This is a genomic window from Vreelandella profundi (genome assembly GCF_019722725.1).
GTDB lineage: Bacteria > Pseudomonadota > Gammaproteobacteria > Pseudomonadales > Halomonadaceae > Vreelandella > Vreelandella profundi.
The window spans coordinates 274,229-300,707 of sequence record NZ_CP077941.1 but is presented as its reverse complement, the minus strand read 5'-3'; the positions used below and the strand labels follow the sequence as shown (position 1 = coordinate 300,707).

Sequence of the window (26,479 nt, the reverse complement as noted above, 5' to 3'; positions counted from 1 at the left end):
ACCAAGGAGACATCATAATGGGCAACGGATTAGGCAGTGCAGGGTTAATGTTGGTCAACACACTGATCAATATTTATCTGTTCTTACTCATGCTGCGCTTTCTGCTGCAGGCGTCACGGGCGGATTACTATAACCCGCTAAGTCAGTCGGTGGTTAAGATCACTCAGCCGCTGGTCGGCTTATTTCAGAGCTTTTTAGGCCCCGTTGCCGGACGCTTTGATCTTGCAACGCTCGCGGCTGGCTTCGTGTTAAAAGTAGTGAGCATCATCATTATCTTCATGGTCATCGGTATCGGCATGCCGCCTATTCCAGGGCTATTAATAGCGGGTATTGCTGCCCTGGCGAATGCGATTTTAAAAATCTACTTCTTCGCCATGATTGTAATGATTATCCTGAGCTGGGTAGCCCCCAATGCCAGCCATCCGGGTGCTCTGTTGGTAATGCAACTGGTAGAACCGATTATGGCACCGGTGCGTAAGGTCGTTCCTGCGCTTGGCATGATCGACCTCTCGCCTATCGTCGTGTTTATTGCCATTAACCTGATCGATAGCTTGATCGTTGGCTCGATGATACGTGCTGCCGGCATTTCCGGCGCGCTGGTCGGGCTGTGATAACAGCCCGACCCATTTTCATCATGGATTCGATCAGCAGGGCCTACTCAGCCGCACTCTTAATTAGCAGGACTCGCGCCTTCAATGCCTGATTCAGATACGCTTGCGTTTGCAGACCGGCCGACGGGTTCCGTCGGCCTTGTTACGCCGCACGTGGCACGCTTCGACACGCCGCTCGCCCTGGCGTGCGGCAAAGTACTGCCAGCTTACGAGCTGATTTACGAAACCTACGGCACGCTGAACGCTGAGCGCAGCAATGCAGTCTTGATTTGCCACGCGCTCTCCGGCCACCACCACGCGGCGGGTTACCATAGCGAGGAGGATCGTAAACCCGGCTGGTGGGAGGCCCATATCGGCCCCGGCAAGGCAATCGATACCAACCGCTTTTTTGTTGTATCGCTCAACAACTTAGGCGGCTGCCACGGCAGCACCGGCCCCGTGAGCCACAATCCCGAAACCGGGCGCCAGTGGGGGCCGGAATTTCCCATGGTCACGGTCAGCGACTGGGTGGCCAGCCAGGCGCGACTTGCCGACCACCTGGGAATTGAGCGCTGGGCTGCCGCGGTGGGCGGCAGCCTCGGTGGCATGCAGGTAATGCAATGGACCATGACCTATCCGGAACGCGTCGCTAACGCGGTGGTGATTGCCGCAACGCCACGGCTCTCGGCGCAAAATATCGCTTTTAACGAAGTGGCTCGCCAAGCGATTCGCTCCGACCCTGAGTTCTTCGAGGGCTGGTACGCCGAGCACGACGCCGTACCTAAGCGCGGGCTAAAACTGGCACGTATGGTGGGGCATATTACTTACTTGTCAGAAGACGCCATGGGCAGCAAATTTGGCCGCGACCTGCGCAGTGACGACCTCAACTTCGGTTTCGATGTTGAATTCCAGGTGGAGTCTTATCTGCGCTATCAGGGCGATACTTTTTCTACCGCCTTTGATGCCAATACATACCTGTTAATGACCAAAGCGCTGGACTACTTTGATCCGTCGGCCACCCAAGGCGGCGACTTTGCCAAAGCCTTGGCGCCAGTGCAGTGTCCGTTTTTGATTGTCAGCTTTACCACCGATTGGCGCTTTCCGCCCTCACGCTCTCGAGAATTGGTCGATGCGCTCACCCGCGCGGGCAAGTCAGTCAGCTACGCCAACATCGACTCACCCCATGGCCACGACGCCTTCTTACTCTCCGAGCCGCGCTACGACGCCATTTTCAGCGCTTTTATGAACCGCGCTGCCCGCGAGCTTAATCTCGACGAATTAGGCATAGAGGAGACGTCATGATGCGCGCCGATCTTGAACTGATTTACGACTGGGTGCCCGCAGGATCACACGTGCTTGATCTTGCCTGTGGCAACGGCGATTTGCTCGAGAGCCTAGCGCGCACCAAGGGCGTCACCGGCTATGGGCTAGAGATTGATCATGACGGCATCAACGCCTGCGTGGCGCGCGGCGTTAGCGTCATAGAGCACAACTTAGACGACGGTTTAGGCAGCTTCTGCGATAACAGCTACGATCAAGTGATCATGACCCAAGCGCTACAGGCGCTGCGCCGCCCAGACAAGATGCTGGATGAAATGCTGCGGGTCGCCGAAGAAGGGATTATTACGTTTCCCAACTTTGCCTATTGGCGACACCGCATCCATCTAGGCCTGCGCGGCTACATGCCGGTATCGAAGTCGCTGCCTCACGCCTGGTACGACACGCCCAACATCCACCTCTCGACGTTCAATGACTTTGAGCACCTGTGTCGCGAGAAAGGCTTGGTCATTGTTGATCGCGCCGTGGGCGTTGGGGATCATCAGGGGCACTGGAAATCGCGGCTATGGCCCAATCTATTTGGTGAAATTGCCATCTTCCGCGTTCGGCGCCGCTAGCCTCTCAATCCGCACGGGCAGATCACGGCTTAACCTCACCCCGCTGGGGCAACCCTGTTCCCGTATCACGTCAATACCATAGGCCAGCACCTCCACGCCGCTGGCCGAGGCCTGCGTTAGGGCCGCTGCATAGGTCGCATCAATATGCGCAGCGGCGGCCACGTCGGCGATACCTTCGTGAGCCACACAAAATAGCAGCACTGCCCGCCCGCCCTGCTCAGCGATCGCCCGCAAGGTATGCAGGTGTTTGGTGCCGCGCACGCTCACCGAGTCAGGAAAGTAGCCGTGGCCGTCCGGCTCTTTAAGAGTGACCTGCTTCACTTCGATATACACTCGCCCCCGCTCAGGATCTTCAAGCATAAAATCAAGCCGCGCATCGGCCACTTTCACTTCACGACGCAGCGTGGCGTAGCCCGCCAAAGGCGCTAAGCGCCCGGCGTTTAGCGCCACTTCCACTATGCGGTTAGCACGACCGGTATGCACAGAAGCAAGCGCTACCTGCCCGTCAGCTTGCGGCAGCTCAATAAACTCCCAGGTCCAGGCAAGCTTACGCTTAGGATTATCGCTAGGCGAAAGCCAGACGCGGCAGCCCGGCACGTTCACCGCCTTCATCGAGCCCGTATTGGGGCAGTGCGCCACGACCTCACGGCCATCGTCTAAACGGACATCGGCAAGAAACCGCTTGTAACGCTTGAGCAGCGTGCCCGGCACAAGCGTGGGATAGGCCAGCGTCATCGTCGGCTCACAAAACGCGCAATGCGCGCCACGGCTTCTTCAAGGCGGGCAACGTCATTGGTGAAGGCAATGCGCACATGGTGTTCGCCACCCCGCACGGCAAAATCAATGCCGGGGGTGATGGCCACGTTCTCTTCCTGTAGCAGGCGCTCGCAGAAATCCTGGCTATCGCGGCTGTAGCGGGAAATATCCAGCCATAAATAGAAGGCCCCTTGGGGCGGCAGGTCTGGCGCCAGCCCCAAGCCTGCCAAGCCTTCTAACAGCGCCTGGCGGCGCTGCTTTAAGGTTTCTCGGCGCTGCTCAAAAATATCTCGGCACGCTGGGGTAAAGGCTGCCAACGCCGCATGCTGGGCAGGCGTTGAGGCGGCAAGAAACATATTCTGCGCCAAGCGGGTCAGCGGCTCTATCGCATGCTCCGGGGCCACCAGCCAACCTAGGCGCCAGCCGGTCATCCCAAAATATTTTGAGAAGCTGTTCACCACAAAGGCGTTTTCTGAAAGCGAGGTCGCCGACAGCGGCGCAGCGTCGTAATTAAGGCCTTGGTAAATTTCATCAACAATCACGTCGCCTTCACGCTCGGCAACCGCGGCCAGCACGGCACAAAGCTGCTCAGCGCTCAGGGTGTGGCCAGTCGGGTTAGAGGGCGAGGCCAGCATCGCCAAGCTGGTTTCCTTACGCCAATGCTTGGCGACCAAGGCTGCGTCGAGCTGCCAGCCACTCTCGCGCCCCACTGACACGGCATCAATCTCAGCACCGGCTAACGCCATAAAGTGACGGTTACACGGATAGTTGGGGTCGGCCATCAGCACTCGCGAGCCGCTTTCAACTAATAGCTGGCTGGCTAACAGCAGTGCCCCCGAGGCGCCGGGCGTCACCAGTATCCGCGCAGGGTCCACCGCGGCATTGAAATGCTCGGCGTAGTGCTCGGCAATCGCTTTACGCAGGGCGGGCAGCCCGGCCGCCGGCGTGTAGCGGGTTTGCCCATTGGCGAGCGCCTGCTGCCCGGCGGCCACAATCGGCGCTGGGGTAGCGAAATCCGGCTCGCCAACTTCCAGATGAATCACATCGTGGCCAGCGGCTTCCCGCGCCTGCGCCATTTCCAACAAATGCATGACCCGAAAAGGGGCAACGTGATCGACACGTGAATTCCAGGCCATAACGGCTCCTTTACCTAGCTATTATTAATATCACTTAAAACATGGCACTAGTCACATTTGATGCAAGACCATGGTCGCAAAAGCACTATTATGCTTGCAACGTCGTCATTTTTCAGCTAAACAAGCATCCCTTTGGCGTGAGATCGTGACATAGGCTCATGGTCGATCAGTAGTCACATATGTAAGGGGCAGTCCCATGCCAGTAGCAGAAAAGAAACCGGAAGCGTCCAAGTCCTTCACCCCGTATGAGCCAGCACCGGGTGAAGAGTATATGAACGAGCAGCAGCTAGCGCACTTCCGACAGCTGCTGCTGGATTGGAAACAGGATCTCATGGAAGAGGTGGATCGCACGGTACGCCACCTGCAAGAAGACGCTAACAACTACGCCGACCCCGCCGACCGTGCCACCCAGGAAGAAGGCTTTAGCCTGGAACTGCGCACTCGGGATCGCGAGCGTAAGTTGCTCAAAAAAATTAACGAGACCCTGGATAATATTGACGATGACGATTATGGCTTCTGTGAAGCCTGCGGCGTTGAAATTGGTATTCGCCGTCTTGAAGCTCGCCCCACCGCCACGCTGTGTGTGGACTGCAAGACCTTGGCGGAACTCAAAGAAAAACAGCACGGCGGATGAGCTCTACAAAACCGTTCTGCGTGAACGCGGGCACCTTCGGGTGCCCGTTTTTGTTAACGACAAGGCGCTTGCCTGTACCGTTTAGGACGACGCTGACATGCCTTTCTCTGCTCGCTATCGTGGCCGCTTTGCCCCAACGCCCTCAGGCCCGCTGCACGCTGGATCGCTCGTCGCCGCCGTGGGCAGCTACTTAGACGCCCGCGCGGCTCAAGGGCAGTGGCTAGTGCGCATAGAAGATATCGATCCTCCCCGCTGCCCCCAGGGTGCAGCGAGTACTATTTTGCGCCAGCTAGAAACGTTCGGCCTGGAGTGGGATGAAACGGTCATGTGGCAGCACACCCGTGGCGAGGCGTATCAACAGGCGTTAGCGCAGCTTCTCACGCTAGGCCTGGCCTATCCCTGCAGCTGTTCGCGCAAACAGTGGCAAGAGCATGACATCTATCCCGGCTGGTGTCGCAGCGGCGTATGCGACCCCACCAAACCAGTGGCCTGGCGGCTACGTAGCGACCGTGGCGAGCACCCGATCCGCTGGCATGATCGACTGTTCGGTGAACAGCTGCTTGACCCAACCACACTAGGCGATGTGGTATTAAAGCGTAAAGATGGCCTTTGGGCGTATCAGCTTGCGGTTATTGTCGATGACGCCGAACAGCAGATTACCGACGTGGTGCGGGGAGTCGATCTTCTGGATAACACGCCCTGGCAATGCCAGCTGCAAAGCGCCCTTCAGCTACCGCGGCCTCGCTATCTGCACCTGCCGCTGATCGTGACCGCTGAAGGCCAAAAGCTTTCAAAACAAAACCTGGCCCCCGCGTTGGCAACCGATGAAGGCGGTGTGCGCCTGCAGCTATTTCAGGCGCTGCAAGCACTTGACCAAGCACCGCCTAAAGCGCTTGGCGATGAACCACCGTCGACTCAGTTACACTGGGCAGTCGCAAACTGGTCACCGGCGCAGCTGCGTCCCACGGCTCATCGCCTAACGCCAACGTAATACCCTTGTTATTATCTTTTTCAATATCCACAGGAGAGCGTCATGTACGTCTATCGCATCATGCTGTTTTTGGTGTTTGGCGGTTATTTGCTCTCTCCGCTGCTTATGAATGGCTGGAGCGACCCGGAGGCTGCCTGGTACCGGCCGTTTGCGATCTGGGGCGGGCTTATTGCCTTGACGCTCTGGCTAGAGCAAAAGAGAAAGCTTGATGAACGCTGAGTTAATGGGAGTATTAGCGCTCGGCCTGGGCTACCTGGCGCTGCTGTTTGGCTGCGGTTTTGCCGTAGAGCGCGGCTGGGTGCCGGTACGCATTACCCGCCACCCCGTTGTTTACACGCTTGCGCTCGGCGTTTATGCCAGCGCCTGGGCAATTTACGGCAGCCTGGAAATGGCGGCCAGCGCAGGGTTTGGCTTTCTTGCTTACTACCTGGGCGCCGCTGGCGCTTTCCTGCTCGCGCCCGTGCTGCTGGTGCCCATTCAGCGCATCACGCGTACCTATCAGTTAACGTCACTGGCTGACCTGTTTGCCTTTCGCTTTCGCTCTCGGTGGGCGGGCACGCTGGTCACGGTCGTTAGTTTACTGGCGGTATTGCCGCTGCTGGGCATTCAAGTACAAACGCTGAGCAATGCCATTAATATTATGACGGCCAGCCAGGCGGGGAGTAGCGTTGCACTGCTGTTTTGCGCGCTCATTGCCGCGTTTGCGGTAATTTTCGGCGCACGTCATAGTCAGGCGCATGGCCGCCACGACAGCCTGCTCAGCGCTATCGCGTTTGAATCCATCGTCAAACTGTTGGCCATGCTAGGGCTAGGGGCAGTGGCGCTATGGATGGTTTTTGACGGCCCTGGCGATCTGCAACTGTGGCTGGAAGGGCCCGGCGCGATACTTCAGCAGCAAACCCCACAGCTTGATCCTGCGCAGTGGCGCACCCTGCTGCTGCTGTTCTTTGCCGCGGCGTTTATGATGCCGCATCTTTTCCATATCAGCTTCTCAGAAAACTTATCGCGGCATACCCTGCTCCAAGCCAGCTGGGCGTTACCGCTGTTTCTGTTGCTCATGGCGCTACCCGTGCCGGTGATTTGGTGGGCCGCACAGTCGGTCAATCCCGACATCCCCATAGCGGCCTATGCCGCCTATTTAATGACCGAACACTGGTGGGTGGGGGCGCTTGCGTTTATCGGCGGGCTAGCCGCCGCCTCCGGTACGATGATGATGATCGCGCTGGCGCTCTCCGGCATGGTGCTCAACCACATTGTATTAGTGGCAAGGCCCCCTGAAGCACGCAGCGATCTTTACGGCTGGCTACTGTGGCTGCGGCGTGGCCTGGTGGTCGCGGTGATTATCAGCGGCTGGCTGTTCTATCAGTGGATAGGCCGCCACCACGGCTTAATTGGGCTGGGATTAGCCGCATTTGTGGGTATGGCCCAGTGCTTGCCAGGCATGCTGGCACTGCTTTATTGGCCGGGCGCTAATCGTAAAGGCATGATTGTAGGGCTAGTCGCTGGGGTCAGCGTATGGCTTTGGGGCCTTTGGCTACCCCTCATTCTTTCACTGCCCTTACCGCCGCTGCCTTCAACGCCGCTCACGGCTGCCGATTCGCCGCTGTGGTACAACGTTACGCTGCTTTCTTTAGCGGTTAATATCCTGCTGCTGATAGTAATCTCACTCTTTACACGTATCTCTGAAGGGGAACGATCTGCCGCCGAAGCGTGTTCGGTAGATGCCGTGATCCGCTCTAAGCGCTCGCCGTTAGAAGCCGCCACGGCTAACGACTTTGCCACTCATTTGGCGCAGGCGATCGGCGACGAAGCGGCGCAGCGCGAAGTTGCCCGCGCCTTAAAAGCGCTCAACTTTACGCCTCAAGAGCGACGACCCTACGCGCTGCGCCGCTTACGCGACCGTATTCAAGCAAATCTCTCAGGCCTGATGGGGCCATCGGTGGCGCGCGACATCGTTGACCGCTACCTGCCTTATCGCCATGACGACGCCCCAGAAACCGACGACATTCATTTTGTCGAAAGCCGCCTGGAAGCCTACCGTTCACGGCTCACAGGGTTAGCCCGCGAGCTCGACGGCTTGCGCCGCCACCATCGCCAAACGCTGGCCTACCTGCCCGTTGGGCTTTGCGTGCTGGGCGATGACGACGAGCTGCTGATGTGGAACCAAGCGCTTTCTCAGCTCTCAGGCATTAGCGGTGAAAGCGTGATAGGTTCGCGCCGCGATAGTCTCCCAGCCCCCTGGCCAAGCCTGCTGGGCAGCGTGCTCGACGCAACGTCAGGCCCGCTCTATAAACAGGCCGTCACGCTGCACGAAAAAGACTACTTTCTAACCCTGCATAAAGCGGTTCTCAGCGGCCACGATAGCCGTGGTGGCAGCGTTATTTTGATAGAAGACCATACTGAAATGAAGTGGCTGGAAGATGAGCTGGTGCATGCGGCACGGTTAGCCTCGATCGGTCAGCTAGCTGCGGGCGTCGCCCATGAAATCGGCAATCCGATCACCGGCATTTCATCGCTGGCGCAGAATCTTCGCTACGACACCAACGACCCGGCGCTGCTGGAAACGGCTGATCAAATTCAGCAGTTGACCCAGCGGGTGACTAAAATCGTCAATTCCTTGGTTGGCTTTGCCCATGGTGGACGCCAAGCGGTAGCGCCCCCCGCTTCGCCGGTGACGCTTTCATCAATTAGCGAAGACGCATTGCACTTGATCCACCTCGCCCGCTCGGGAGAGGATGTTACCCTGACCAACGATACGCCAGATGACCTGGTGGTCCGCGGTGATGCGCAGCGATTGACTCAGGTGATGGTCAATCTGCTCAGCAATGCTCGAGATGCCTGCGATCAAGGCGGGCAAGTCCATATTGACGCAGGCGCCCATCAACAGCTTGCCTGGTGGCGAATAACCGATAACGGCCAGGGTATCGACCCCAGGGTACGCGACCACTTATTTGAACCGTTTACGACCACTAAGCCAGCAGGTGAAGGCACCGGCTTGGGCCTTTCGCTGGCGTATCAAATTATCAATGAACACCAAGGTAAAATAGACGTGGCCTCGCCACCGCCCGGACAGCCTCGCGGCACTGCCATTACGCTATGGCTGCCGCTTTACCAACAGGATGATCAGCCAGCCCATGCCCAGGATTCTGATTGTTGAAGATGAAGCGATTATTCGCAGCGCGTTAAAGCGGCTGCTGGAACGCAACGACTATACGGTCAGCGAAGCAGGCAGCGCGGAGGAAGCCTGCAAGCTTGAACTCACAGGGTTCGATCTCATCATCAGCGACCTGCGTTTACCCGGTGAACAGGGCATCACTCTGATTGCCAAAGCGTCGCCGGTGCCGGTGTTGATCATGACCAGCTACGCCAGCATGCGCTCAGCGGTAGAGTCGCTGAAACTGGGCGCCATCGACTACGTCGCTAAGCCGTTTGACCACGCGGAGCTACTCGAAACCGTCGAGCGGATTCTGCATACGCAGGCGATGCAACAGAGCCCGCCACCCGACATCACTGACGCAGGCGGCGGCCGACAAGCCATGATTGGCAACTGCATTGCCATGCAGCAGGTGTATACCCGCATTAGTAAAACCGCGCCCGCCGATGTCACCGTGCTTATTCTAGGCGAGTCGGGCACTGGTAAAGAGCTCGTCGCGCGGGCCATTCATCAGCAAAGCAAACGTGCCAAAGCACCGCTGATCAGCGTTAACTGTGCGGCGATTCCAGAAACGCTGATCGAATCAGAGCTGTTCGGGCATGAAAAAGGCGCCTTTACCGGCGCCAGCGCTGCGCGCACCGGCCTGGTAGAAGCTGCCGACGGCGGGACCCTATTTCTGGATGAGATTGGTGAGCTGCCGCTGGATGCCCAGGCGCGCTTACTTCGCGTGCTTCAAGAGGGTGAAATCCGCAAAATTGGCTCGGTGGAAACCCGCCACGTTAACGTCCGGCTGATCGCCGCCACTCACCGCGACCTGCGGGCACTGTCGAAAACCGGTGAGTTTCGCCTCGACCTTTACTATCGTTTGAACGTGATGCAGATAGAGCTGCCGCCGCTGCGCGAACGAGAAGATGACGTACTCGAAATCGCCGACATCCTGCTCGACAAAGCGTGTAAACGCCATGAGCGCATCGGCCTGCGGCTGTCCCGCGCTGCCCGTCAAGATCTACGCGACTATCCATGGCCCGGCAACGTCCGCGAGCTAGAAAATGCGCTTGAGCGCGGCGTTATTCTCGCTGAAGGGCACCTGATTCATCCTGATGATCTAGGATTGGCGCCTACGCCCGCACGTACCCACGCGCCATCAGCGATTGCTTCAGCGGCCAGCGGAGAGATAGATAAAAGCGCTGAAGAGAATGAAGACGACCTCTCTTTAGAGGACTATTTTCAGCACTTTGTGCTAGAGCACCAGGACCAAATGAGCGAAACCGAGCTGGCGCAAAAACTGGGTATTAGCCGGAAAAACCTTTGGGAGCGGCGCCAGAGGCTTGGCATTCCGCGCAAAAAGACCGCTCGACGCCCAGGGTAAGCATGAGGGAACCGGCTTTACGACACCCTCTTACGACTATCGTCTAATATGCTGATTTAAATAAGAAATATTCAACTTTATGCACGCCCAGCACTGTTACCTTCCCACACAACGGCGCACAAAAACGGGAGCAAAAGGGGTAACACTTCTTGCTAGAGAAAGTTCCTTAACAATTTAAAAAATGCCAACCTTCTGAAATTTATGATTTATCTAAGAGGTGGCACAGCGACTGCAATATTACTAGGTAAGAAAAACAAACTGGGCATAGCGGTAGGTCACCAACAAAAACAACATGACCTTGCCACCACCTGAGCCATAACAAATACAACAGGGCCAGGTAGAGATAGCGGTACTAATAACAACAACAGGCTTAAATCTCATGACTTGCTAGCGCAGGCAAGACAGGCGCTGAGAACAATAATAAACACAGTAAGTAGCCCGATAAGGACGCGACGTACACAGCAACTTGCATACCAACAATAACAATAGCAGTTAGGTGTACACCCCGGCGCCAATAATAATTCCCCGGGGGGAGAAAAAGTTCGCGGTTGGATTATTGTTTTGAATACGAGGCGGTCGGAACGAACGCGATCCTTACGCCTACCGACTGCGGTGCGTATTCAGAGCGATGTGCCATCATGAATAAAAACAGCAGCATGGACGCTGATTAACTGCTTTATAGGGGAGGCTCTCTTAGCCTCCCCTTTCCGTATTTGAGGATTGAGTTAGCACACGTCAGCGTCAAGTGCTTTGCAAGCTCAAAGGGGTCGGCTACACTCATCCACTGACTGTTTTTATTGAGTACTTTTTTGAAGTGCTTTATAGCGACTATGTTATGACCATTTCTTCGTACCCTGCGAGTTGAAATCATCGCATGTTTAAAGGATTTACCCGTTTCCTACACAGCCCGGGGGAGCAATTGAAAACCTTGCTCGATCCCCAAGAGAGTTCCACCACCGCCCTCTCTCCACGTCATATTCCTCGGTCCGAGCATCCTGTTTCTCGCCAGCAAATTAGCGATGCCGCACTAAAAGTGCTGTATCGGCTGAGCGGCGCAGGTTACGACGCCTATTTGGTAGGCGGATGCATTCGCGATGCGCTGCTGGGTAAGATGCCCAAAGACTTCGATGTGGCCACCAACGCCACGCCCGAACAGGTGCGCGATCTGTTTCGTAACTCGCGCCTGATCGGCCGCCGTTTTCGGATTGTCCATGTGCGCTTTGGCCGCGAGGTCATTGAAGTCACCACCTTCCGTGGCAAACCCCAAGACGAGCATAGCGATCATATTGCCCACCAGTCTGATGAAGGCTTACTGCTGCGCGACAACGTATGGGGCAATATCGAAGAGGATGCGGTGCGCCGCGACCTCACCGTGAACGCGCTCTACTACAACATCGCCGACTTCAGCATCACCGATTTTGCCAACGGCGTGCGTGACATTGAAACCCGCACGCTGCGCCTGATTGGCGACCCGGCGACGCGCTACCGTGAAGATCCGGTGCGGATGCTGCGCGCGGTACGCTTTGCGGCCAAGCTGGACTTCACCATAGACCCGGCCACCGAAGCCCCGATGTATGAACAGGCATCGCTGCTGCTACAGATTCCTCCCGCACGCTTGTTCGATGAAGTGCTCAAGCTGTTTATGTCGGGTTACGGCCTGGTTGCGTTTCGTCTGCTCAGTCATTACGGACTGTTCGGCATGCTGTTCCCCGAAGCCGAAGAAGCGATGGTCGATGCCGCCTGGGCAGAAGAGCTGATTGAGCAAGCGCTCACCAATACTGACAAGCGGATTGCTGAAGAGCGCCCGGTGACGCCTGCATTTCTGCTGGCGGCCTTCCTTTGGGCGCCGGTTAAGCACCGCATGGAAGAGCTAGAGCAAGAGGGCATGGCGGCCATTCCCGCACTCCAGGCGGCCGCTCAACAGGTGGTATCTCGCCAGTTAGAGCACACCTCGATTCCCAAGCGCTTCGGTATACCCATGCGCGAAATTTGGGAACTACAGCAGCGTCTGCCTCAACGACGCGGTAAGAAAGCCTTCCAGACCCGCGAGCACCCGCGCTTTAGGGCAGGTTACGACCTGCTACTGCTACGCGAACAGGCGGGTGAAATACCGCGTGGCTTAGGCGACTGGTGGACTGCTTTTCAGCGCGGCGATGAGCACGAACAGCGTCGCTTGCTGCAAAAAGTGGGTGGCGATCCGGCCAGCCAGGGTGATCGTCGCCGTAAAAAACGGCGAAAACCGCGCAGCCCAGATCCAGAGTAGCCAGGAATGCCGATCCAACTTGCCTATATTGGCTTAGGCAGCAATCTAGCCTCACCCGTTGAACAGGTTCGCCAGGCACTCAACGGGCTCGCTGGACTGCCGTTGAGCCGGTTAGTGATAGCATCATCGCTCTACGCCAGCCGCCCCGTTGGGCCGCAAGATCAGCCGGACTTTATAAACGCCGTGGCGGCGCTGGAAACCAGCCTCTCGCCACTGGCGCTGCTTGATCAGCTCCAAGCGTTAGAACAGCAGCACCGACGCCGCCGCCAGCGTCACTGGGGCCCACGCACGCTGGATCTTGATCTGCTAGTCTACGGCGATCAGCAAATCGAAACTCCGCGTCTATGCGTCCCACACCTACAGATGACCCAGAGAGCATTTGTGCTAGCACCGCTAGCAGAAATTGCGCCTGCACTCCTACTGCATCATAAGCCGCTTACTGCGTGGCTTGGCCAAATATCCAACCCCGGCATTCAGCGGTTAGTTGAAGATGCGCCCTCGTAAACTGTTACTTTCTTACCCAAATCTCGACAGCGCGCGCGCAATCAGGTAACAATCACGGTACCGCAGCACGCACCTACTTAAGGCTGCACTAATAATGGCCGGTCGCCAATGCAGCGCTGGCCTCACGCACACGATGAGAGCATGCCATGAAAACCGTCACCCTGAACACGCTGCAAGCCTATAAGCAGGCGGGCGAAACGTTTAGCTGCTTGACTGCTTACGATGCCTCCTTTGCCCATGCGGCAAGCCAAGCCGGTATTGACGTGCTTTTGGTCGGCGATTCGCTAGGCATGGTGCTACAGGGCCACAACAGCACCTTGCCCGTCACCATGGAAGACATCCTTTATCACACGCGCTGTGCCGCTCGCGGTAAAGGCCATAGCCTGCTGATGGTCGACCTGCCCTTTATGAGCAATATTTCAACCGAGCGCCTGTTGGAAGACGCCGCTGCGCTGATGCGCGCTGGCGCAGAGCTTGTGAAGCTTGAAGGCGAAGCGTGGATGGCCGACGGCATTCGTGAGCTGACACGTCGCGGCGTGCCGGTATGCGCGCACCTTGGCTTAACACCGCAAACCGTGCACCAGCTCGGCGGCTATAAAGTACAGGGACGAGACGCCGCTAACGCTGAGCGAATCCTCAACGATGCCAAGGTGCTGGCCGAGGCCGGCGCATCGGTCATCTTGCTTGAGTGCGTGCCCGCCAGCCTCGGCAAAGCCATCACCGACGCACTGGATGTACCGGTGATTGGCATTGGCGCAGGACCTGACACCGATGGCCAGATTCTCGTTATGCACGATGTGCTTGGCGTTACCCATGGCCGTACGCCGCGCTTTGTGAAGAACTTCATGACCGAGGCAGAGAGCATTCAAACGGCTTTCCAGCACTATCATGAGGCCGTTAAAAACCGCACCTTCCCAGCACCAGAGCATTGTTTTTAAAACATGCTTTTAAAAGCGTATTTTTAGAAGCCCGCTTAATTAGCCCCCTTTTTTGTTAATAACGCGAAACGACTATGCGCACTTTGCGAGACATTGATCAGTTACGCAGCATCCTGCGAGAGCATCGCCTACGCGGCCAGCGCATCGCTCTAGTACCCACAATGGGTAATCTGCATGCCGGCCACCTAGCGCTGATCGCCAGTGCACGAGAGCACGCCGACGTTGTGGTCACGAGCCTCTTTGTGAACCCGATGCAGTTTGGCCCAGGAGAGGATTTAGACGGCTACCCGCGGACCTTCAGCGCAGACCAAACGCAGCTGAGCGATGCAGGCTGCGACGTCCTGTTTGCGCCGACCGTCAGCTCGCTGTACCCAAACGGCTTAGATGCCCAAACGCGAGTCCATGTGCCCGTCGTGGGCGAGGGATTGTGTGGCGGCTCACGCCCCGGGCATTTTGACGGCGTTTCCACCGTAGTCAGCATGCTGTTTAATCTCGTACAGCCCGACATTGCCTGCTTTGGAGAGAAAGATTATCAGCAGCTCGCGGTGATCCGTAAAATGGTCCGCGATCTTCACATGCCGATCGACATCATCGGTGTGCCGATTGTGCGTGCTGATGATGGCTTAGCGCTCTCCTCGCGCAACGGCTACTTGAGTGAGCAAGAACGCGCAGCAGCACCGGTGCTTTATCGCACTCTGTGTTCACTGCGCGATGCCCTGGAGCGCGGCGACCCGATAGAGGCCGCCTTGCAGCAAGGCACAGCCGCGCTCAGCAACGCTGGTTTTACGCCGGACTATCTTGAACTGCGTGAGCTCATGCTCGGCCCGATCAGCGGTGCCACTCGTCACGCGATGCTGCTGGCGGCGGCCAAGCTCGGCCCGGCACGCTTAATCGACAATCTGCGCGTTGAGCTACCGGCTAGCGTCATCAACACCGCCACAAAATAAACAAATACAGGGAAATAAAGGATCTCACATGCATACCATTATGCTCAAAGCCAAGCTGCACATGGCCCGCGTCACCCACGCGGTTCTTAATTACGAAGGCTCCTGCGCTATCGACGGCGACCTGTTGGATTTAGCCGGCATTCATGAAAATGAGCAGATTCAGATTTATAACGTCGAAAATGGCGAGCGCTTCACGACCTACGCCATTCGTGGTGAGGAAGGCTCCAAACTAATCTCGATCAACGGTGCTGCTGCCCACCTGGCGGCTCCCGGCCATCGCATCATTATCTGCAGCTATGCTCACTACTCACAAGCCGAACTGGCCAGCCATCAGCCCGCGCTGGTTTACCTTCAAGAAGGTAATGACGTCAGCCACACCAGCAACATTATTCCGGTGCAGTTAGCCTAAGTAGAAGGCGCTAGACGGATTAAGCAGCGGGCACTGACGTGGCCCGCTTTTATTTGCTTATAAATGCGTATTGCCGCAACGCATACCCTTCCTCTATTCTGAAAGGACGGCTGAGAGTGTCGGCTGACAGAGTACGCCTACCGGGCATCTGGCATCAGACTGTCTGTTATTTACTCCAGGAGTCATTTTATGCAAGAAGTAGTCATTGTTGCGGCACGCCGCACCGCCGTGGGCGCATTCGGAGGCTCTCTCGCGGGCATTCCAGCCAGCGACCTTGGCGCGCTGGTGATCAAAGATATCCTCGCATCTACCGGCGTTGCCCCTGATCAAGTTGACGAAGTGCTGCTAGGCCAAGTGCTTACCGCCGGCGTAGGCCAGAACCCGGCCCGCCAAGCGGCGATTAAAGGAGGCCTGCCAGACTCGGTGCCAGCCATGACCATCAATAAAGTCTGCGGCTCAGGTCTTAAAGCGCTGCACCTAGCGGCTCAGGCCATCCGCTGTGGCGACGCTGACATCATTCTGGCTGGTGGCCAGGAGAACATGTCTGCATCACCTCACGTGCTACCCAACTCACGCACCGGACAGCGCATGGGTGACTGGAAAGCCATTGATTCTATGGTCCACGATGGTCTGTGGGATGCGTTCAATGACTATCACATGGGCATTACCGCTGAGAATTTAGCCGAAAAATACAGCATCACTCGTGAAGCGATGGATGAATTCGCGGCGTCGTCTCAGCAGAAGGCCGCAGCGGCGATCAAAGAAGGTAAGTTTAAGGGCCAGATCGTGCCGGTGGAAATTCCCCAGCGTAAAGGCGATCCGCTGGTCTTTGATACCGATGAAAACCCGCGAGAAGTCACGGCCGATAAACTTAGCGGCATGCGCCCCGCGTTTAAGAAAGACGGTACGATCACCGCTGGTAACGCGTCGGGGCTGAACGACGGTGCGGCGGTGGTTATGCTCTGCTCCGCTGAAAAAGCCAAGCAGTTAGGCCTTGAGCCGCTGGCGCGCATTGCCGCCTATGCCAACGCCGGGGTAGACCCTGCGATTATGGGCATCGGCCCGGCACCGGCCACCCGCCGCTGTTTAGAAAAAGCTGGCTGGAGCCTGGATGATCTTGATCTTATCGAGGCCAACGAAGCCTTCGCCGCCCAGGCTCTTTCCGTTAATAAAGAGCTAGGCTGGGATGTCAGCAAGGTAAATGTTAACGGTGGCGCCATTGCTATCGGCCACCCCATCGGCGCCTCCGGCTGTCGCGTGTTAGTCACACTGCTGCACGAAATGATCGCCCGCGACGCCAAGAAAGGCCTGGCAACGCTGTGTATCGGCGGCGGTCAGGGCGTGGCGCTTGCCATTGAGCGCCCTTAACGCCTGAGCATAAGCAAGCGTTTAGCTAGCCTCAAGCCCTCATCAATCGATGAGGGCTTTTTTAGCCTTGCCGTCAGCGGGTTTTTACACCCACCACCTTAGGTGGCGTACTCAACACCAGCAGTGCGCCCATCAGAAAGAATATCGATGCGACCCACATGGCAATGGGCAAGCTAGTGCCATCGACGATTCGCCCGCCCAGCATCGCTCCCAGGCCGATCGACATATTAAACGCAAAGGCCATCAACGCCGTGGCGGCTTCCGTATTCGGCGCGGTGCGTAGAATCCAGGTCTGAATACTCACCGATACACTGCCGAATACCGCCCCCCACATCATCAGCAGGATAACGCCGCTTTGCGGTTGAATGCCCAGCAATGGGAAGGCCGCGACAACCAGTAGTAGCAGACTGGGGATGGCCAGCACGGCACGATACGGGTGGCGCCCGGCAAATACGCCTGCCGCTATATTGCCCAAAATACCCGCTGCGCCGTAAAGCAGTAGCAGGCTGCCCACATGGCGCTGAGAAATACCGCTAATTTCCTGCAGGATAGGGCTAATAAAGGTATAGGCAGCGAAGTGCCCCACCACCACAAACCCCGTTGTGAGCACAGCCACCCGCACGCCGCGATTACTCAGCTGCTGCGCCAGTACGCGCAAACGCACAGGCTCTCTTGGCGGTAGTGGCGGTAGCCAGCACCAGAGCGCGATGGCCGTTAACAGGCTGAAGCCACCTAGCGCGCCAAAGGCAACCCGCCAGTTGCTAAGATCTCCCAACAGCGTGCCAAGCGGCACACCGAGTACTGACGCCGCCGCTACGCCACCAAAAATCAGCGTCATGGCTTTCGGCACCTTAGCTTCAGGCACTAGGCGTGGCGCAATGCTTCCGGCGATCGCCCAAAATCCTCCAATACTCAGCCCAACCAGCACGCGCGCGGCAAGCAGCAGCGCAAAACTGCTCGCCAGCGCCGTCAGCACACTGCCCAGCACCATCACCATCATTAGCAGCGTGAGCATGACGCGCCGATCCAAGCGCCCTACGGCAACCGGTAGTAGCGGCGCTGAAAAAGCCGCAATAACGCCGGGCACGGTCACCATTAACCCCGCCATGCCGGGCGTCACGCCCATCGCCGAGGCCACTTGAGACAATAGCCCAATAGGCAGTTGCTCAGCGGTCACCAATAAAAAAATACCGATCATCACGGCCACCACCGCCCTCCAGCGCGGCGCTTGTTCCTGCTCCATAGCGACTCTCTCTTACTGCTGCTGACAATATAGGCGTGCCCATCAAACAACACCGCCCTCGTAACCAGAGGCTACGAGGGCGGCATCAGAAACCGAACTACGATTTAGCGACCTGCATGTTAAATCGTAGTATCAGTTTCCGCTTCTTGCGCTGCGAAAGCAGTCTTCTCTTCTTCGGTGATCTCTTTCATCGACAGCTTCACGCGATTGCGGTTGTCGATATCGAGCACTTTCACGATCACGTCATCGCCTTCGTTCAAGAAGTCGCGCACGTTGTTAACACGCTCAGCAACGATCTGCGAGATGTGCACCAGACCATCGGTACCCGGCATGATGTTCACAAAGGCACCGAAGTCAGCAATACGTACGACCTTACCGTTGTAGAGCTTGCCAATTTCCGCTTCAGCGGTAATTGCCAGCACGGTATCAATGGCACGCTTCGCGGCGGCTTTGTCTTCCGCGTAAATACGCACGGTGCCATCATCATCAAGATCGATCGAGGCGCCGGTGTCTTCGCAAATTTTGCGAATCGTCGCACCGCCTTTACCAATGACATCACGGATTTTGTCAGGATCGATTTTGATCGTCGCCATGGACGGTGCGTTGTCAGAGACATCGGTGCGGCTCTGGCTGATCACGACATTCATTTGCTCAAGAATACTCAGCCGCGCAGCCAGTGCTTGCTGCAGTGCCAGCTCCATAATCTCTTCGTTGATGCCTTCGATCTTGATGTCCATCTGCAGGGCAGTAATGCCCTCTTCAGAACCGGCGACTTTAAAGTCCATATCGCCGAGGTGGTCTTCGTCACCCAGGATATCGGTCAATACTGCAAAGCCGTCAGCATCTTTCACCAAGCCCATGGCAATACCGGCTACCGGCGCTTTCAGCGGTACGCCTGCATCCATCAGGGCCAATGAAGAGCCACAGACTGAAGCCATTGAGCTTGAGCCGTTAGACTCGGTGATTTCAGATACCACGCGGATGGTATACGGGAAAACGTCAGCAGAAGGCAGCATTGCCTGAACGCCGCGGCGCGCTAAGCGGCCGTGACCGATTTCGCGACGCTTCGGACCACCCATGAAGCCAGCTTCACCAACCGAATAAGGAGGGAAGTTGTAGTGCAGCATAAAGCGGTCTTTACGCTCGCCTTCCAACGACTCAATCAGCTGAGAGTCACGCAGCGTGCCCAGCGTGGCAATGGCAATGGCCTGCGTTTCACCGCGAGTAAATACGGCCGAACCGTGAGTCTTCGGCAGCACACCCACTTCGATGGCCAGCGGGCGCACCGTTTGGTTATCACGACCGTCAATACGCGGCTCGCCCTTGACCACACGTGAGCGCACGACGCGTTTTTCAAGACCCGCGAAAGCACCTTTCACTTCATCTTTAGTAAACTTATCGTTAACAGGCTCGCCTTCAACGGCGACCAGCTGCTCAACCGCCTGATCTTTCAGCGCCGCTAGCGCATCCTGACGCTGCATTTTATCGGTAATGCGATAAGCATCGCCTACCTTGCCTTCAAACGCATCGCTCATGGCAGCTTTTAATTCCGCATTTTCTTGAGCGGCCTTCCACTCCCAGCGTGGCTTGCCTGCTTCGGCGACCAGTTCATTGATCGCCGTAATCGCGACCTGCATTTCCTGGTGGCCAAACAGCACGGCGCCGAGCATTTCATCTTCAAGCAGTTCTTTGGCTTCAGACTCAACCATCAATACGGCTTTTTCAGTACCGGCAACGACCATGTCGAGCTCAGAGGTCGCCAGCTCTTCAACCGTCGGGTTGAGGAAATAGCCCTGCTCTTCGTTAAAGCCAACGCGCGCAGCGCCAATCGGGCCTTTAAAAGGCACGCCAGAGATACTCAGCGCTGCTGAAGTACCCAGCAGTGCAGCAATATCCGGATCGTGGTTGCGATCGGTAGAAAGAACGGTACAGACGACCTGCACTTCGTTCATAAAGCCTTTAGGGAACAGCGGGCGAATGGGGCGATCAATCAGACGCGAGGTCAGCGTCTCTTTTTCAGTGGGTCGCCCTTCACGCTTGAAGAAGCCGCCAGGAATTTTACCCACCGCGTAGGTTTTCTCTTGGTAATGTACCGAGAGGGGGAAAAAGGGCTGGCTCGGGTTAGCTTCTTTTCTGGCGACCACGGTACATAGCACGACAGTGTCGTCCATAGTAACCATGACAGCGCCGCTAGCCTGGCGAGCGATACGCCCGGTTTCGAGCGTGACGGTGCTACGACCGTACTGGAATGTTTTCTTTACCGGATTCACAGCGACTTCCTTCAGCATTATCAATATCTACTTGTCTATTCGTTTAGGTCGTTTTGACTCGATACCATTCTAGGCGCTGGAACGCGATAGGGCTACCAGTTCCCTCTTTAGGCAAGCCAATACATAAAAAACGGGCAGCTCACAAGGAGCTGCCCGTTTGTCATACGGATAAAACTTTGTGGCGTACGCCACCCTTTGGAACATTGTAAGCGACCTTATTAGAACACTAACTGCAATAGAGCGGAGAGCGTATCGCCATCATCTGGCCCCCTGAAGGAGACAGAACGATTATGGGTGTCCCAGAGCGTGTAATTAAGCATCACCCGCGCCCGACTAAATAGGCTAGATATATAGGCATCACGCGTGCTGACAGAGTTGTTTAGCAGATCGTAGCCCAGCTTGTAATCAACGCACTCAGATAGAAGTGCAGGCCAGCAGTCGATGCACCCAGGCAGTAGGCATTCACTAAACAAGGCTTGGGTATTATCGCGTTAGCGGCGGTTGTACTCGGCTACCGTGTCTTCGGCGACCTGCTGCAAAAAGGCCGCCGTATCTTCGTCGATACGGCCATAGTAAGTGTAAGGATTACCGACTACCGATTTGTCATAAAACGTGGCAAACACGGTGGCAGCGGCTAGATAGCTGCCTTCTGCCGAGGGATGGCTGCCGTCGTAATCAACATGCAAGGCCAACTCTGGGCGTTGCTCGTAGGCATTTTGAAAAGCAAGTCCGACGGGAATCACCGGAGCGCCGATCTGATTACCCATAGAGGTATACAGCTCTTCGATCTTGTCGGTCATGCCGGCATCGTAACTATCATGATCTTCACTGTAGGCAGGCGTCATGTAGAGCACGGTTTCTGCCCCCGTCGCCTCAATGGCATTATGATGCCGCAGAACAGCATCACGAAATTCCTGCTGCTTCTCGTCGCTCAATGCAGCCGCGCTGTGCCCCTGTAGGACAACAACATCAAACGGGTTAGGAAACCCCAAGACCCCGGGGAACAGATAGCTTTTTACTTCGTGCTGCGATAGATAAGCGCCTGAAATGGTCACAGACTTGCTCTTGAGCTGATCAGCAGTATCCGGGTAGGCGGCTTCCGCCATACGCTTGACGTAGTTGTGCAGGCTGTTGTTGTAGTACTGGTAACTATTGCCTACGTAAAGGATTTGCTGCGGGTTTGGTGAGCCGAGGGCATTGGACTGGTTTTCGGTGTCGGCCATAGCTGAAGCTGGGATTAGCGCGGTTATCGCAAGAATGCCAATGCTGGCGAGGGGTGTTTTCATTGGTGTTATTTCCATCCACGGAGTCGTTTGTAAAATCTAGGGTGTATTACGTCCAGACACCTCAGTACCTCACAAACACTTTTGCAAACTACATTCCGTCCACTTCTTTACTTCTTTATTTCAAACAGTTAAAAATTTTGCACGCGACAAACGTCGAAAGGCCCACACCCGCCAATGGCTGGGAATCCGCACGATTAAAATCGACGTTTGTGCAGGTTTCCGCACACTGACACTGACACTCAATGACCTACCTCCCAACGCAAAACGGGCAGCTCACAAGGAGCTGCCCGTTTCTCAATCTTTGCCAGTAAAGCTTAGCGGCGAAGACCTAAACGCTGAATCAGAGACTGATAGCGTTCGAAATCTTTACGCTTTAGGTAATCCAGCAGCTTACGACGCTGGTTAACCATGCGGATCAGACCACGACGTGAGTGGTGATCCTGCTTGTTGGTCTTGAAGTGATCCTGCAGGCCATTGATGTTGGCGCTCAGCAGTGCAACCTGCACTTCAGGGGAACCGGTATCGTTATCGCCGCGGCCGTATTCGGTGACGATCTCGGCCTTCTTCTCAGCGGTTAAAGCCATCTGTATCTCCAGTAAGCAATATGCCTAAAAATGAATGGGTGAGACCACGCATATTTGCAGTCTCAATCTACTGTTTGCGACTTACAATTTGCGAATTGCAATACTCGCCTTACGTTCTTGCTCGTTCTATTTTCATCGTACTATCTTCGTCTTACCATTTTTTACGTAGACGGCGGCATCCTTGCAACGCTGTTTACGAGATAGCGACGGTACTTAACAGTCGCTTAGGCGCTACTTCCTGGGCACCTTTCACTACACCAAGGCCGATAAACGTCTCGGCATAATAAAGTCTGGCTACGTCGTCCGGGGCTAAGGCGCCGGTTTCGAGCGTAACGGGCTGGCCATAGGCCAAACGCGAATGCGCGATGTCATCTACCGTTAATGACGGTAAGTGATTGACCAACACATCCACCGGCATTAGCTCAGCTTCCAAAGCGGCCTGATCGGCCAATGCTTCTAGCGCCTCTAGTGTCCACATCGCGTCGGCTAAAAAAGGCCCTGTTTTAAGCCTTCTTAACTGGCTGATGTGCGCACCACAGCCCAACGCTTGGCCAATATCTTCAGCTAACGTGCGGATGTAAGTGCCTTTACTGCAGCTTACTTCCAGCTCAAAAGCAGTGCCGTCAAACGATAATAGGCGCGCATCATACACGCTTACACGCCGCGCTGCACGCTCTACGTGCTTGCCTTCGCGGGCCAGCTCATAAAGCTTTTTGCCCTGATGCTTGAGGGCAGAATACATGGGCGGCACTTGGTCAATCTCACCACGAAAGCGTGTCAGCACTGCTTCCACGTCATCGGTGGTTAAACTGGGTACGTCATGCTGCGCAATAATCCTGCCTTCTGCATCGCCGGTATCGGTCATCACGCCAAGCTCTACACGCGTGCGATATACCTTATCGGCTTCCAGCAAATGCGATGAAAACTTGGTAGCTTCTCCTAAGCAAATCGGCAATAAGCCGGTTGCCATCGGATCTAAGGTGCCCGTATGACCGGCTTTTTGGGCCTGAAACAAACGACGAACACGCTGCAGCGCATGATTGCTGGAAAGCCCTTTGGGCTTATCCAGCAGCAGTACGCCGTTAACCGGCAAGCCGCGACGTTGACGTGCCACTAGCGAGTTTCCTCACTTTGCTCGGTGCCGCTGTCTTGGTCACTGTCTTGATAATCGTCATCGCCATCGTCCTGATAGCGCGCGCGGTCAGTCGTCACCGCCTCATCAATTAATGAGGAGAGATGCTGACCACGAACCACGCTTTCATCGAAATGAAAGCGCAGCTCCGGAACATGACGCAGCTTGATGCGCTTAGCAATTTGGCTTCTTAGAAAACCAGCGGCACGTTTAAGTACCTGCAGATTCTCTTTAATACGCTCAGGCTCCTGCTCACCCAGTAGGGTGACATATACATCGGAGTAGCCAAGGTCGCGGCTAACGGTGACACCGCTGACCGTGACCATGCCTAAGCGCGGGTCTTTCACTTCGCGTTGAATAAGTACCGCCAGCTCCTTTTGGAGCTGGTCGGCTACCCGGTCGGTACGCTTAAATTCGCGCATGATTAGCTCCTCGTAACCTTACAGGCTACGCTCGACCTTCACTTGGTCGAAGACTTCAATCTTGTCGCCGACTTGAACATCGTTGTAGTTCTTCACGCCGATGCCACACTCCATACCGTTGCGCACTTCTTGTACATCATCTTTGAAGCGACGCAGCGATTCGAGCTCACCTTCGTAAATAACGACGTCATCACGCAGTACGCGAATCTTCTTATTACGATGCACGCTGCCTTCAATAACCATACAGCCGGCAATCGCGCCAATCTTCGGTGCACGGAACACATCGCGCACTTCAGCAATACCCACGATTTCTTCTTTCCACTCAGGTGCGAGCATACCGCTCATCGCCTGTTTGACCTCATCGATCAAGTGGTAGATGACGCTGTAGTAGCGTAGATCCAAGCCTTCACGCTCGATAATCTCACGGGCAGCGGCGTCAGCACGGACGTTAAAGCCGACAACGATGGCTTCAGACGCTAGCGCCAGGTTGGCATCGGTACCGGTGATACCACCAACACCCGAGGACACCACGGCCACTTCAACTTCTTCCGTTGAGAGCTCTTCCAAGGCACCTTTGATTGCTTCCAGTGAACCTTGAACGTCGGCTTTGAGGACGATATTGACCTTGGCCACTACGTCTTGGCCCATCTGGCTGAACATGTTCTCCAGCTTGGCCTTCTGCTGACGCGCTAGGCGCACTTCGCGGTATTTGCCCTGGCGGAAGTTAGCGACTTCACGCGCTTTCTTCTCGTCGGCCACTACCATGAAATCATCACCGGCATCCGGCGTGCCGCCCAAGCCCTGAATTTCTACCGGCATAGCCGGGCCAACCGAATCAACTTGCTGGGCAAGTTCGTTGGTCAACGCACGGACACGACCATAGTGCAGGCCTGCTAGAACGATATCACCCTTCTTGAGCGTACCGTTTTGAACCAGCACGGTAGCGACCGGACCACGACCTTTATCAAGGCGTGACTCAACTACCACACCTTTACCGGGCGCAGAAGGCACGGCTTTTAGCTCAAGCACTTCGGAGGCCAGCTGGATCGCTTCCAGCAGCTCTTCCATGCCTTCACCTGTCTTAGCAGACACGTGAACAAACTGGGTATCACCGCCCCACTCTTCAGAGATCACGCCGTGCTGGGAAAGCTCGTTTTTGATGCGGTCCAGATCAATACCCTGCTTATCGATCTTGTTCACCGCCACCACCATCGGTACTTCAGCGGCTTTAGAGTGCTCGATAGCCTCAATCGTCTGAGGCATCACGCCATCGTCCGCAGCTACGACCAGGATAACGACGTCAGTCGCCTTGGCACCGCGGGCACGCATAGCGGTAAACGCCGCGTGGCCAGGAGTATCCAGGAAGGTCACACCGCCGTGGTTATCTTCCACGTGGTAGGCACCGATGTGCTGGGTAATACCACCCGCTTCACCGGTGGCGACCTTCGCTTTACGGATATAATCCAGCAGCGAGGTTTTACCGTGGTCAACGTGACCCATGACGGTAACGACGGGCGAACGCGTAATTTCTTCGCCTTCGTAGGAGATGCCTTCCAGCATTTCCGTTTCCAGCGCGTCATCTTTCACGAGCTTCGGCGTATGGCCCATCTCTTCTACCACGATCGCTGCTGTATCTTGATCAATGGTTTGGTTGATGGTGACCGCTGCGCCCATGTTGAACATGGCTTTGATAACTTCGTTGGCCTTGATCGACATTTTGTCGGCCAATTCCGCCACGCTGATAGACTCAGGGATCGACACTTCACGCACGATCGGCTGGGTCGGCTTTTGGAAAGCATGCTTGCCATTGCCAGTCTGATTGCCACCACGGCGACCACCGCGACGCTGCTCGGCACGTTTTACTTTCTTGCCGGCGCCACCGCGTTTACGCTCTTCGCGATCGCCACGATCTTCATCGTCACGACGGCCTTTCTTCGCTGCCGCTTTCTTAGGCGGAGCAGTACGACGGTCAGTGCGGCCTTCTTTCGGCGGCGCTGGCGGCATATCTTCACCCGACGGCGCGTCGTCGATTTCAAGATTCGGCACTTCGATATCAGGCGTCGCCGGCGCTTTCGCGGCAGCAGGTGCTTTCGGCTTAGCGTCAGCGGCTTTCTTACTAGCGGCTTCTTCAGCGGTTTTAGCTGCCTGGGCTTTCTGCGCGGCGGCTTTCTCTTCAGCCTGGCGAGCATTCAACACTTTACGCTCAGCTTCGGCCTCAGCCATATCGCCTACCAGCTGGCGCGGGCCGGTGTAGCTTGGCTCGGCCGCTTTCGGCTTTTCATTTTCAGCGCTTTTAACGTAAGTTTTCTTTTTACGTACCTGCACTTCGATGGTTTTGCCGCGCTCGCCGGTATTGATGCGACTGCGTGTTTTACGCGTCAGCGTGATGCGATTTTTACCTGCTTCAGCCGTATCACTACCGCCGTGGCTTTTCTGCAAAAAACTCAGCAGCTTTTGCTTATCTTCTTCAGACACAGCATCGCTTTCAGAAGCGTGCTTCAAACCCGCTTCTTTCATTTGTTCTAATAGGCGGGGCGCATCACGGCCCACCTTTACTGCGAAATCTTTAACTGTCATATCTGACATAG

General features: G+C 56.1%; 23 protein-coding genes. 14 read left to right on the top strand and 9 right to left on the bottom strand.

Annotated features, from left to right (window positions below; genetic code table 11):
• Nucleotides 1-17: 17 nt before the first annotated feature.
• The 3 genes from KUO20_RS01430 (at nt 18) to metW (ending at nt 2,485) form a co-directional block, all read left to right on the top strand.
• The gene (locus KUO20_RS01430) at nt 18-611 is read left to right on the top strand and encodes a YggT family protein (protein ID WP_235041150.1); all 594 of its coding nucleotides are present in this window, start codon (nt 18-20) and stop codon (nt 609-611) included.
• An 84-nt stretch (nt 612-695) separates the two neighbouring features.
• A complete protein-coding gene (metX, locus tag KUO20_RS01425; RefSeq protein ID WP_235041149.1) occupies nt 696-1,892 on the top strand; it encodes a homoserine O-succinyltransferase MetX in 1,197 nt (398 codons plus the stop codon).
• Nucleotides 1,892-2,485 carry a methionine biosynthesis protein MetW gene (gene metW, locus KUO20_RS01420; protein WP_235042396.1) on the top strand — a complete coding sequence of 198 codons (594 nt, stop codon included), beginning with the start codon at nt 1,892-1,894 and terminating at the stop codon, nt 2,483-2,485. The genes metX and metW overlap by 1 nt, the downstream gene beginning before the upstream one ends.
• Here the strand turns inward: metW and sfsA are convergent.
• Nucleotides 2,444-3,220: a DNA/RNA nuclease SfsA gene (sfsA, locus tag KUO20_RS01415; RefSeq protein WP_235041148.1), complete on the bottom strand. Its 777-nt coding sequence runs from the start codon at nt 3,218-3,220 to the stop codon at nt 2,444-2,446. The two genes, metW and sfsA, sit on opposite strands and share 42 nt — an antisense overlap.
• Nucleotides 3,217-4,377 (bottom strand): aminotransferase class I/II-fold pyridoxal phosphate-dependent enzyme, encoded by a 1,161-nt coding sequence (locus KUO20_RS01410; protein ID WP_235041147.1) that lies wholly within the window; start codon nt 4,375-4,377, stop codon nt 3,217-3,219. Before KUO20_RS01410 ends, sfsA begins: the two co-directional genes overlap by 4 nt.
• 196 nt (nt 4,378-4,573) lie before the next feature.
• Between KUO20_RS01410 and dksA the strand changes: the two genes are divergently transcribed.
• The 11 genes from dksA (at nt 4,574) to KUO20_RS01355 (ending at nt 16,954) form a co-directional block, all read left to right on the top strand.
• A complete protein-coding gene (gene dksA, locus KUO20_RS01405) occupies nt 4,574-5,011 on the top strand; it encodes an RNA polymerase-binding protein DksA (RefSeq protein WP_235041146.1) in 438 nt (145 codons plus the stop codon).
• A gap of 97 nt (nt 5,012-5,108) precedes the next feature.
• Entirely contained in the window at nt 5,109-6,002 is an 894-nt protein-coding gene (gluQRS, locus tag KUO20_RS01400; RefSeq protein ID WP_235041145.1) for a tRNA glutamyl-Q(34) synthetase GluQRS, read from the top strand.
• Between the two features lie 42 nt (nt 6,003-6,044).
• On the top strand, nt 6,045-6,221 hold the full coding sequence (locus tag KUO20_RS01395) for a hypothetical protein (RefSeq protein ID WP_007111811.1): 177 nt from the start codon (nt 6,045-6,047) through the stop codon (nt 6,219-6,221).
• Nucleotides 6,211-9,159: an ATP-binding protein gene (locus tag KUO20_RS01390; protein ID WP_235041144.1), complete on the top strand. Its 2,949-nt coding sequence runs from the start codon at nt 6,211-6,213 to the stop codon at nt 9,157-9,159. The genes KUO20_RS01395 and KUO20_RS01390 overlap by 11 nt, the downstream gene beginning before the upstream one ends.
• The gene (locus KUO20_RS01385) at nt 9,137-10,525 is read left to right on the top strand and encodes a sigma-54-dependent transcriptional regulator (protein WP_235041143.1); all 1,389 of its coding nucleotides are present in this window, start codon (nt 9,137-9,139) and stop codon (nt 10,523-10,525) included. Before KUO20_RS01390 ends, KUO20_RS01385 begins: the two co-directional genes overlap by 23 nt.
• Before the next feature lie 874 nt (nt 10,526-11,399).
• Entirely contained in the window at nt 11,400-12,788 is a 1,389-nt protein-coding gene (gene pcnB / locus KUO20_RS01380) for a polynucleotide adenylyltransferase PcnB (RefSeq protein ID WP_235041142.1), read from the top strand.
• A 6-nt stretch (nt 12,789-12,794) separates the two neighbouring features.
• Nucleotides 12,795-13,292, top strand: a complete 498-nt coding sequence (folK, locus tag KUO20_RS01375) for a 2-amino-4-hydroxy-6-hydroxymethyldihydropteridine diphosphokinase (protein ID WP_235041141.1) — start codon at nt 12,795-12,797, stop codon at nt 13,290-13,292.
• A 146-nt stretch (nt 13,293-13,438) separates the two neighbouring features.
• The gene (gene panB, locus KUO20_RS01370; protein ID WP_235041140.1) at nt 13,439-14,230 is read left to right on the top strand and encodes a 3-methyl-2-oxobutanoate hydroxymethyltransferase; all 792 of its coding nucleotides are present in this window, start codon (nt 13,439-13,441) and stop codon (nt 14,228-14,230) included.
• A 74-nt stretch (nt 14,231-14,304) separates the two neighbouring features.
• Nucleotides 14,305-15,177, top strand: coding sequence for a pantoate--beta-alanine ligase (gene panC / locus KUO20_RS01365; protein WP_235041139.1), 873 nt, complete (start codon nt 14,305-14,307; stop codon nt 15,175-15,177).
• Nucleotides 15,178-15,205: 28 nt separating this feature from the next.
• A complete protein-coding gene (gene panD, locus KUO20_RS01360; protein ID WP_235041138.1) occupies nt 15,206-15,586 on the top strand; it encodes an aspartate 1-decarboxylase in 381 nt (126 codons plus the stop codon).
• Between the two features lie 189 nt (nt 15,587-15,775).
• Complete coding sequence (locus KUO20_RS01355) at nt 15,776-16,954, top strand: acetyl-CoA C-acetyltransferase (protein WP_235041137.1); 1,179 nt, start codon at nt 15,776-15,778, stop codon at nt 16,952-16,954.
• 73 nt (nt 16,955-17,027) lie between these two features.
• Here the strand turns inward: KUO20_RS01355 and KUO20_RS01350 are convergent, their stop codons facing one another.
• The 7 genes from KUO20_RS01350 to infB all read right to left on the bottom strand — a co-directional run bounded on the left by KUO20_RS01350 (nt 17,028) and on the right by infB (nt 26,477).
• The gene (locus KUO20_RS01350; protein ID WP_235041136.1) at nt 17,028-18,197 is read right to left on the bottom strand and encodes an MFS transporter; all 1,170 of its coding nucleotides are present in this window, start codon (nt 18,195-18,197) and stop codon (nt 17,028-17,030) included.
• A 119-nt stretch (nt 18,198-18,316) separates the two neighbouring features.
• Nucleotides 18,317-20,485, bottom strand: a complete 2,169-nt coding sequence (pnp, locus tag KUO20_RS01345) for a polyribonucleotide nucleotidyltransferase (protein WP_235041135.1) — start codon at nt 20,483-20,485, stop codon at nt 18,317-18,319.
• A 473-nt stretch (nt 20,486-20,958) separates the two neighbouring features.
• Nucleotides 20,959-21,753: an SGNH/GDSL hydrolase family protein gene (locus tag KUO20_RS01340; RefSeq protein WP_235041134.1), complete on the bottom strand. Its 795-nt coding sequence runs from the start codon at nt 21,751-21,753 to the stop codon at nt 20,959-20,961.
• A gap of 314 nt (nt 21,754-22,067) precedes the next feature.
• Nucleotides 22,068-22,337 (bottom strand): 30S ribosomal protein S15, encoded by a 270-nt coding sequence (gene rpsO, locus KUO20_RS01335; RefSeq protein ID WP_007111823.1) that lies wholly within the window; start codon nt 22,335-22,337, stop codon nt 22,068-22,070.
• 193 nt (nt 22,338-22,530) lie between these two features.
• On the bottom strand, nt 22,531-23,451 hold the full coding sequence (gene truB / locus KUO20_RS01330) for a tRNA pseudouridine(55) synthase TruB (RefSeq protein WP_235041133.1): 921 nt from the start codon (nt 23,449-23,451) through the stop codon (nt 22,531-22,533).
• Nucleotides 23,451-23,891: a 30S ribosome-binding factor RbfA gene (gene rbfA, locus KUO20_RS01325; protein ID WP_235041132.1), complete on the bottom strand. Its 441-nt coding sequence runs from the start codon at nt 23,889-23,891 to the stop codon at nt 23,451-23,453. The genes truB and rbfA overlap by 1 nt, the downstream gene beginning before the upstream one ends.
• Nucleotides 23,892-23,909: 18 nt before the next feature.
• Nucleotides 23,910-26,477, bottom strand: coding sequence for a translation initiation factor IF-2 (gene infB, locus KUO20_RS01320; protein WP_235041131.1), 2,568 nt, complete (start codon nt 26,475-26,477; stop codon nt 23,910-23,912).
• Nucleotides 26,478-26,479 lie beyond the last annotated feature (2 nt).

Excerpts from the sequence above, each read along its gene's own strand:
- KUO20_RS01430 (WP_235041150.1), top strand. The coding sequence starts at position 18 with ATGGGCAACGGATTAGGCAGTGCAGGGTTAATGTTGGTCAACACACTG.
- metX (WP_235041149.1), top strand. The coding sequence starts at position 696 with ATGCCTGATTCAGATACGCTTGCGTTTGCAGACCGGCCGACGGGTTCC.
- metW (WP_235042396.1), top strand. The coding sequence starts at position 1,892 with ATGCGCGCCGATCTTGAACTGATTTACGACTGGGTGCCCGCAGGATCA.
- sfsA (WP_235041148.1), bottom strand. The coding sequence starts at position 3,220 with ATGACGCTGGCCTATCCCACGCTTGTGCCGGGCACGCTGCTCAAGCGT.
- KUO20_RS01410 (WP_235041147.1), bottom strand. The coding sequence starts at position 4,377 with ATGGCCTGGAATTCACGTGTCGATCACGTTGCCCCTTTTCGGGTCATG.
- dksA (WP_235041146.1), top strand. The coding sequence starts at position 4,574 with ATGCCAGTAGCAGAAAAGAAACCGGAAGCGTCCAAGTCCTTCACCCCG.
- gluQRS (WP_235041145.1), top strand. The coding sequence starts at position 5,109 with ATGCCTTTCTCTGCTCGCTATCGTGGCCGCTTTGCCCCAACGCCCTCA.
- KUO20_RS01395 (WP_007111811.1), top strand. The coding sequence starts at position 6,045 with ATGTACGTCTATCGCATCATGCTGTTTTTGGTGTTTGGCGGTTATTTG.
- KUO20_RS01390 (WP_235041144.1), top strand. The coding sequence starts at position 6,211 with ATGAACGCTGAGTTAATGGGAGTATTAGCGCTCGGCCTGGGCTACCTG.
- KUO20_RS01385 (WP_235041143.1), top strand. The coding sequence starts at position 9,137 with ATGCCCAGGATTCTGATTGTTGAAGATGAAGCGATTATTCGCAGCGCG.
- pcnB (WP_235041142.1), top strand. The coding sequence starts at position 11,400 with ATGTTTAAAGGATTTACCCGTTTCCTACACAGCCCGGGGGAGCAATTG.
- folK (WP_235041141.1), top strand. The coding sequence starts at position 12,795 with ATGCCGATCCAACTTGCCTATATTGGCTTAGGCAGCAATCTAGCCTCA.
- panB (WP_235041140.1), top strand. The coding sequence starts at position 13,439 with ATGAAAACCGTCACCCTGAACACGCTGCAAGCCTATAAGCAGGCGGGC.
- panC (WP_235041139.1), top strand. The coding sequence starts at position 14,305 with ATGCGCACTTTGCGAGACATTGATCAGTTACGCAGCATCCTGCGAGAG.
- panD (WP_235041138.1), top strand. The coding sequence starts at position 15,206 with ATGCATACCATTATGCTCAAAGCCAAGCTGCACATGGCCCGCGTCACC.
- KUO20_RS01355 (WP_235041137.1), top strand. The coding sequence starts at position 15,776 with ATGCAAGAAGTAGTCATTGTTGCGGCACGCCGCACCGCCGTGGGCGCA.
- KUO20_RS01350 (WP_235041136.1), bottom strand. The coding sequence starts at position 18,197 with ATGGAGCAGGAACAAGCGCCGCGCTGGAGGGCGGTGGTGGCCGTGATG.
- pnp (WP_235041135.1), bottom strand. The coding sequence starts at position 20,485 with ATGCTGAAGGAAGTCGCTGTGAATCCGGTAAAGAAAACATTCCAGTAC.
- KUO20_RS01340 (WP_235041134.1), bottom strand. The coding sequence starts at position 21,753 with ATGAAAACACCCCTCGCCAGCATTGGCATTCTTGCGATAACCGCGCTA.
- rpsO (WP_007111823.1), bottom strand. The coding sequence starts at position 22,337 with ATGGCTTTAACCGCTGAGAAGAAGGCCGAGATCGTCACCGAATACGGC.
- rbfA (WP_235041132.1), bottom strand. The coding sequence starts at position 23,891 with ATGCGCGAATTTAAGCGTACCGACCGGGTAGCCGACCAGCTCCAAAAG.
- infB (WP_235041131.1), bottom strand. The coding sequence starts at position 26,477 with ATGTCAGATATGACAGTTAAAGATTTCGCAGTAAAGGTGGGCCGTGAT.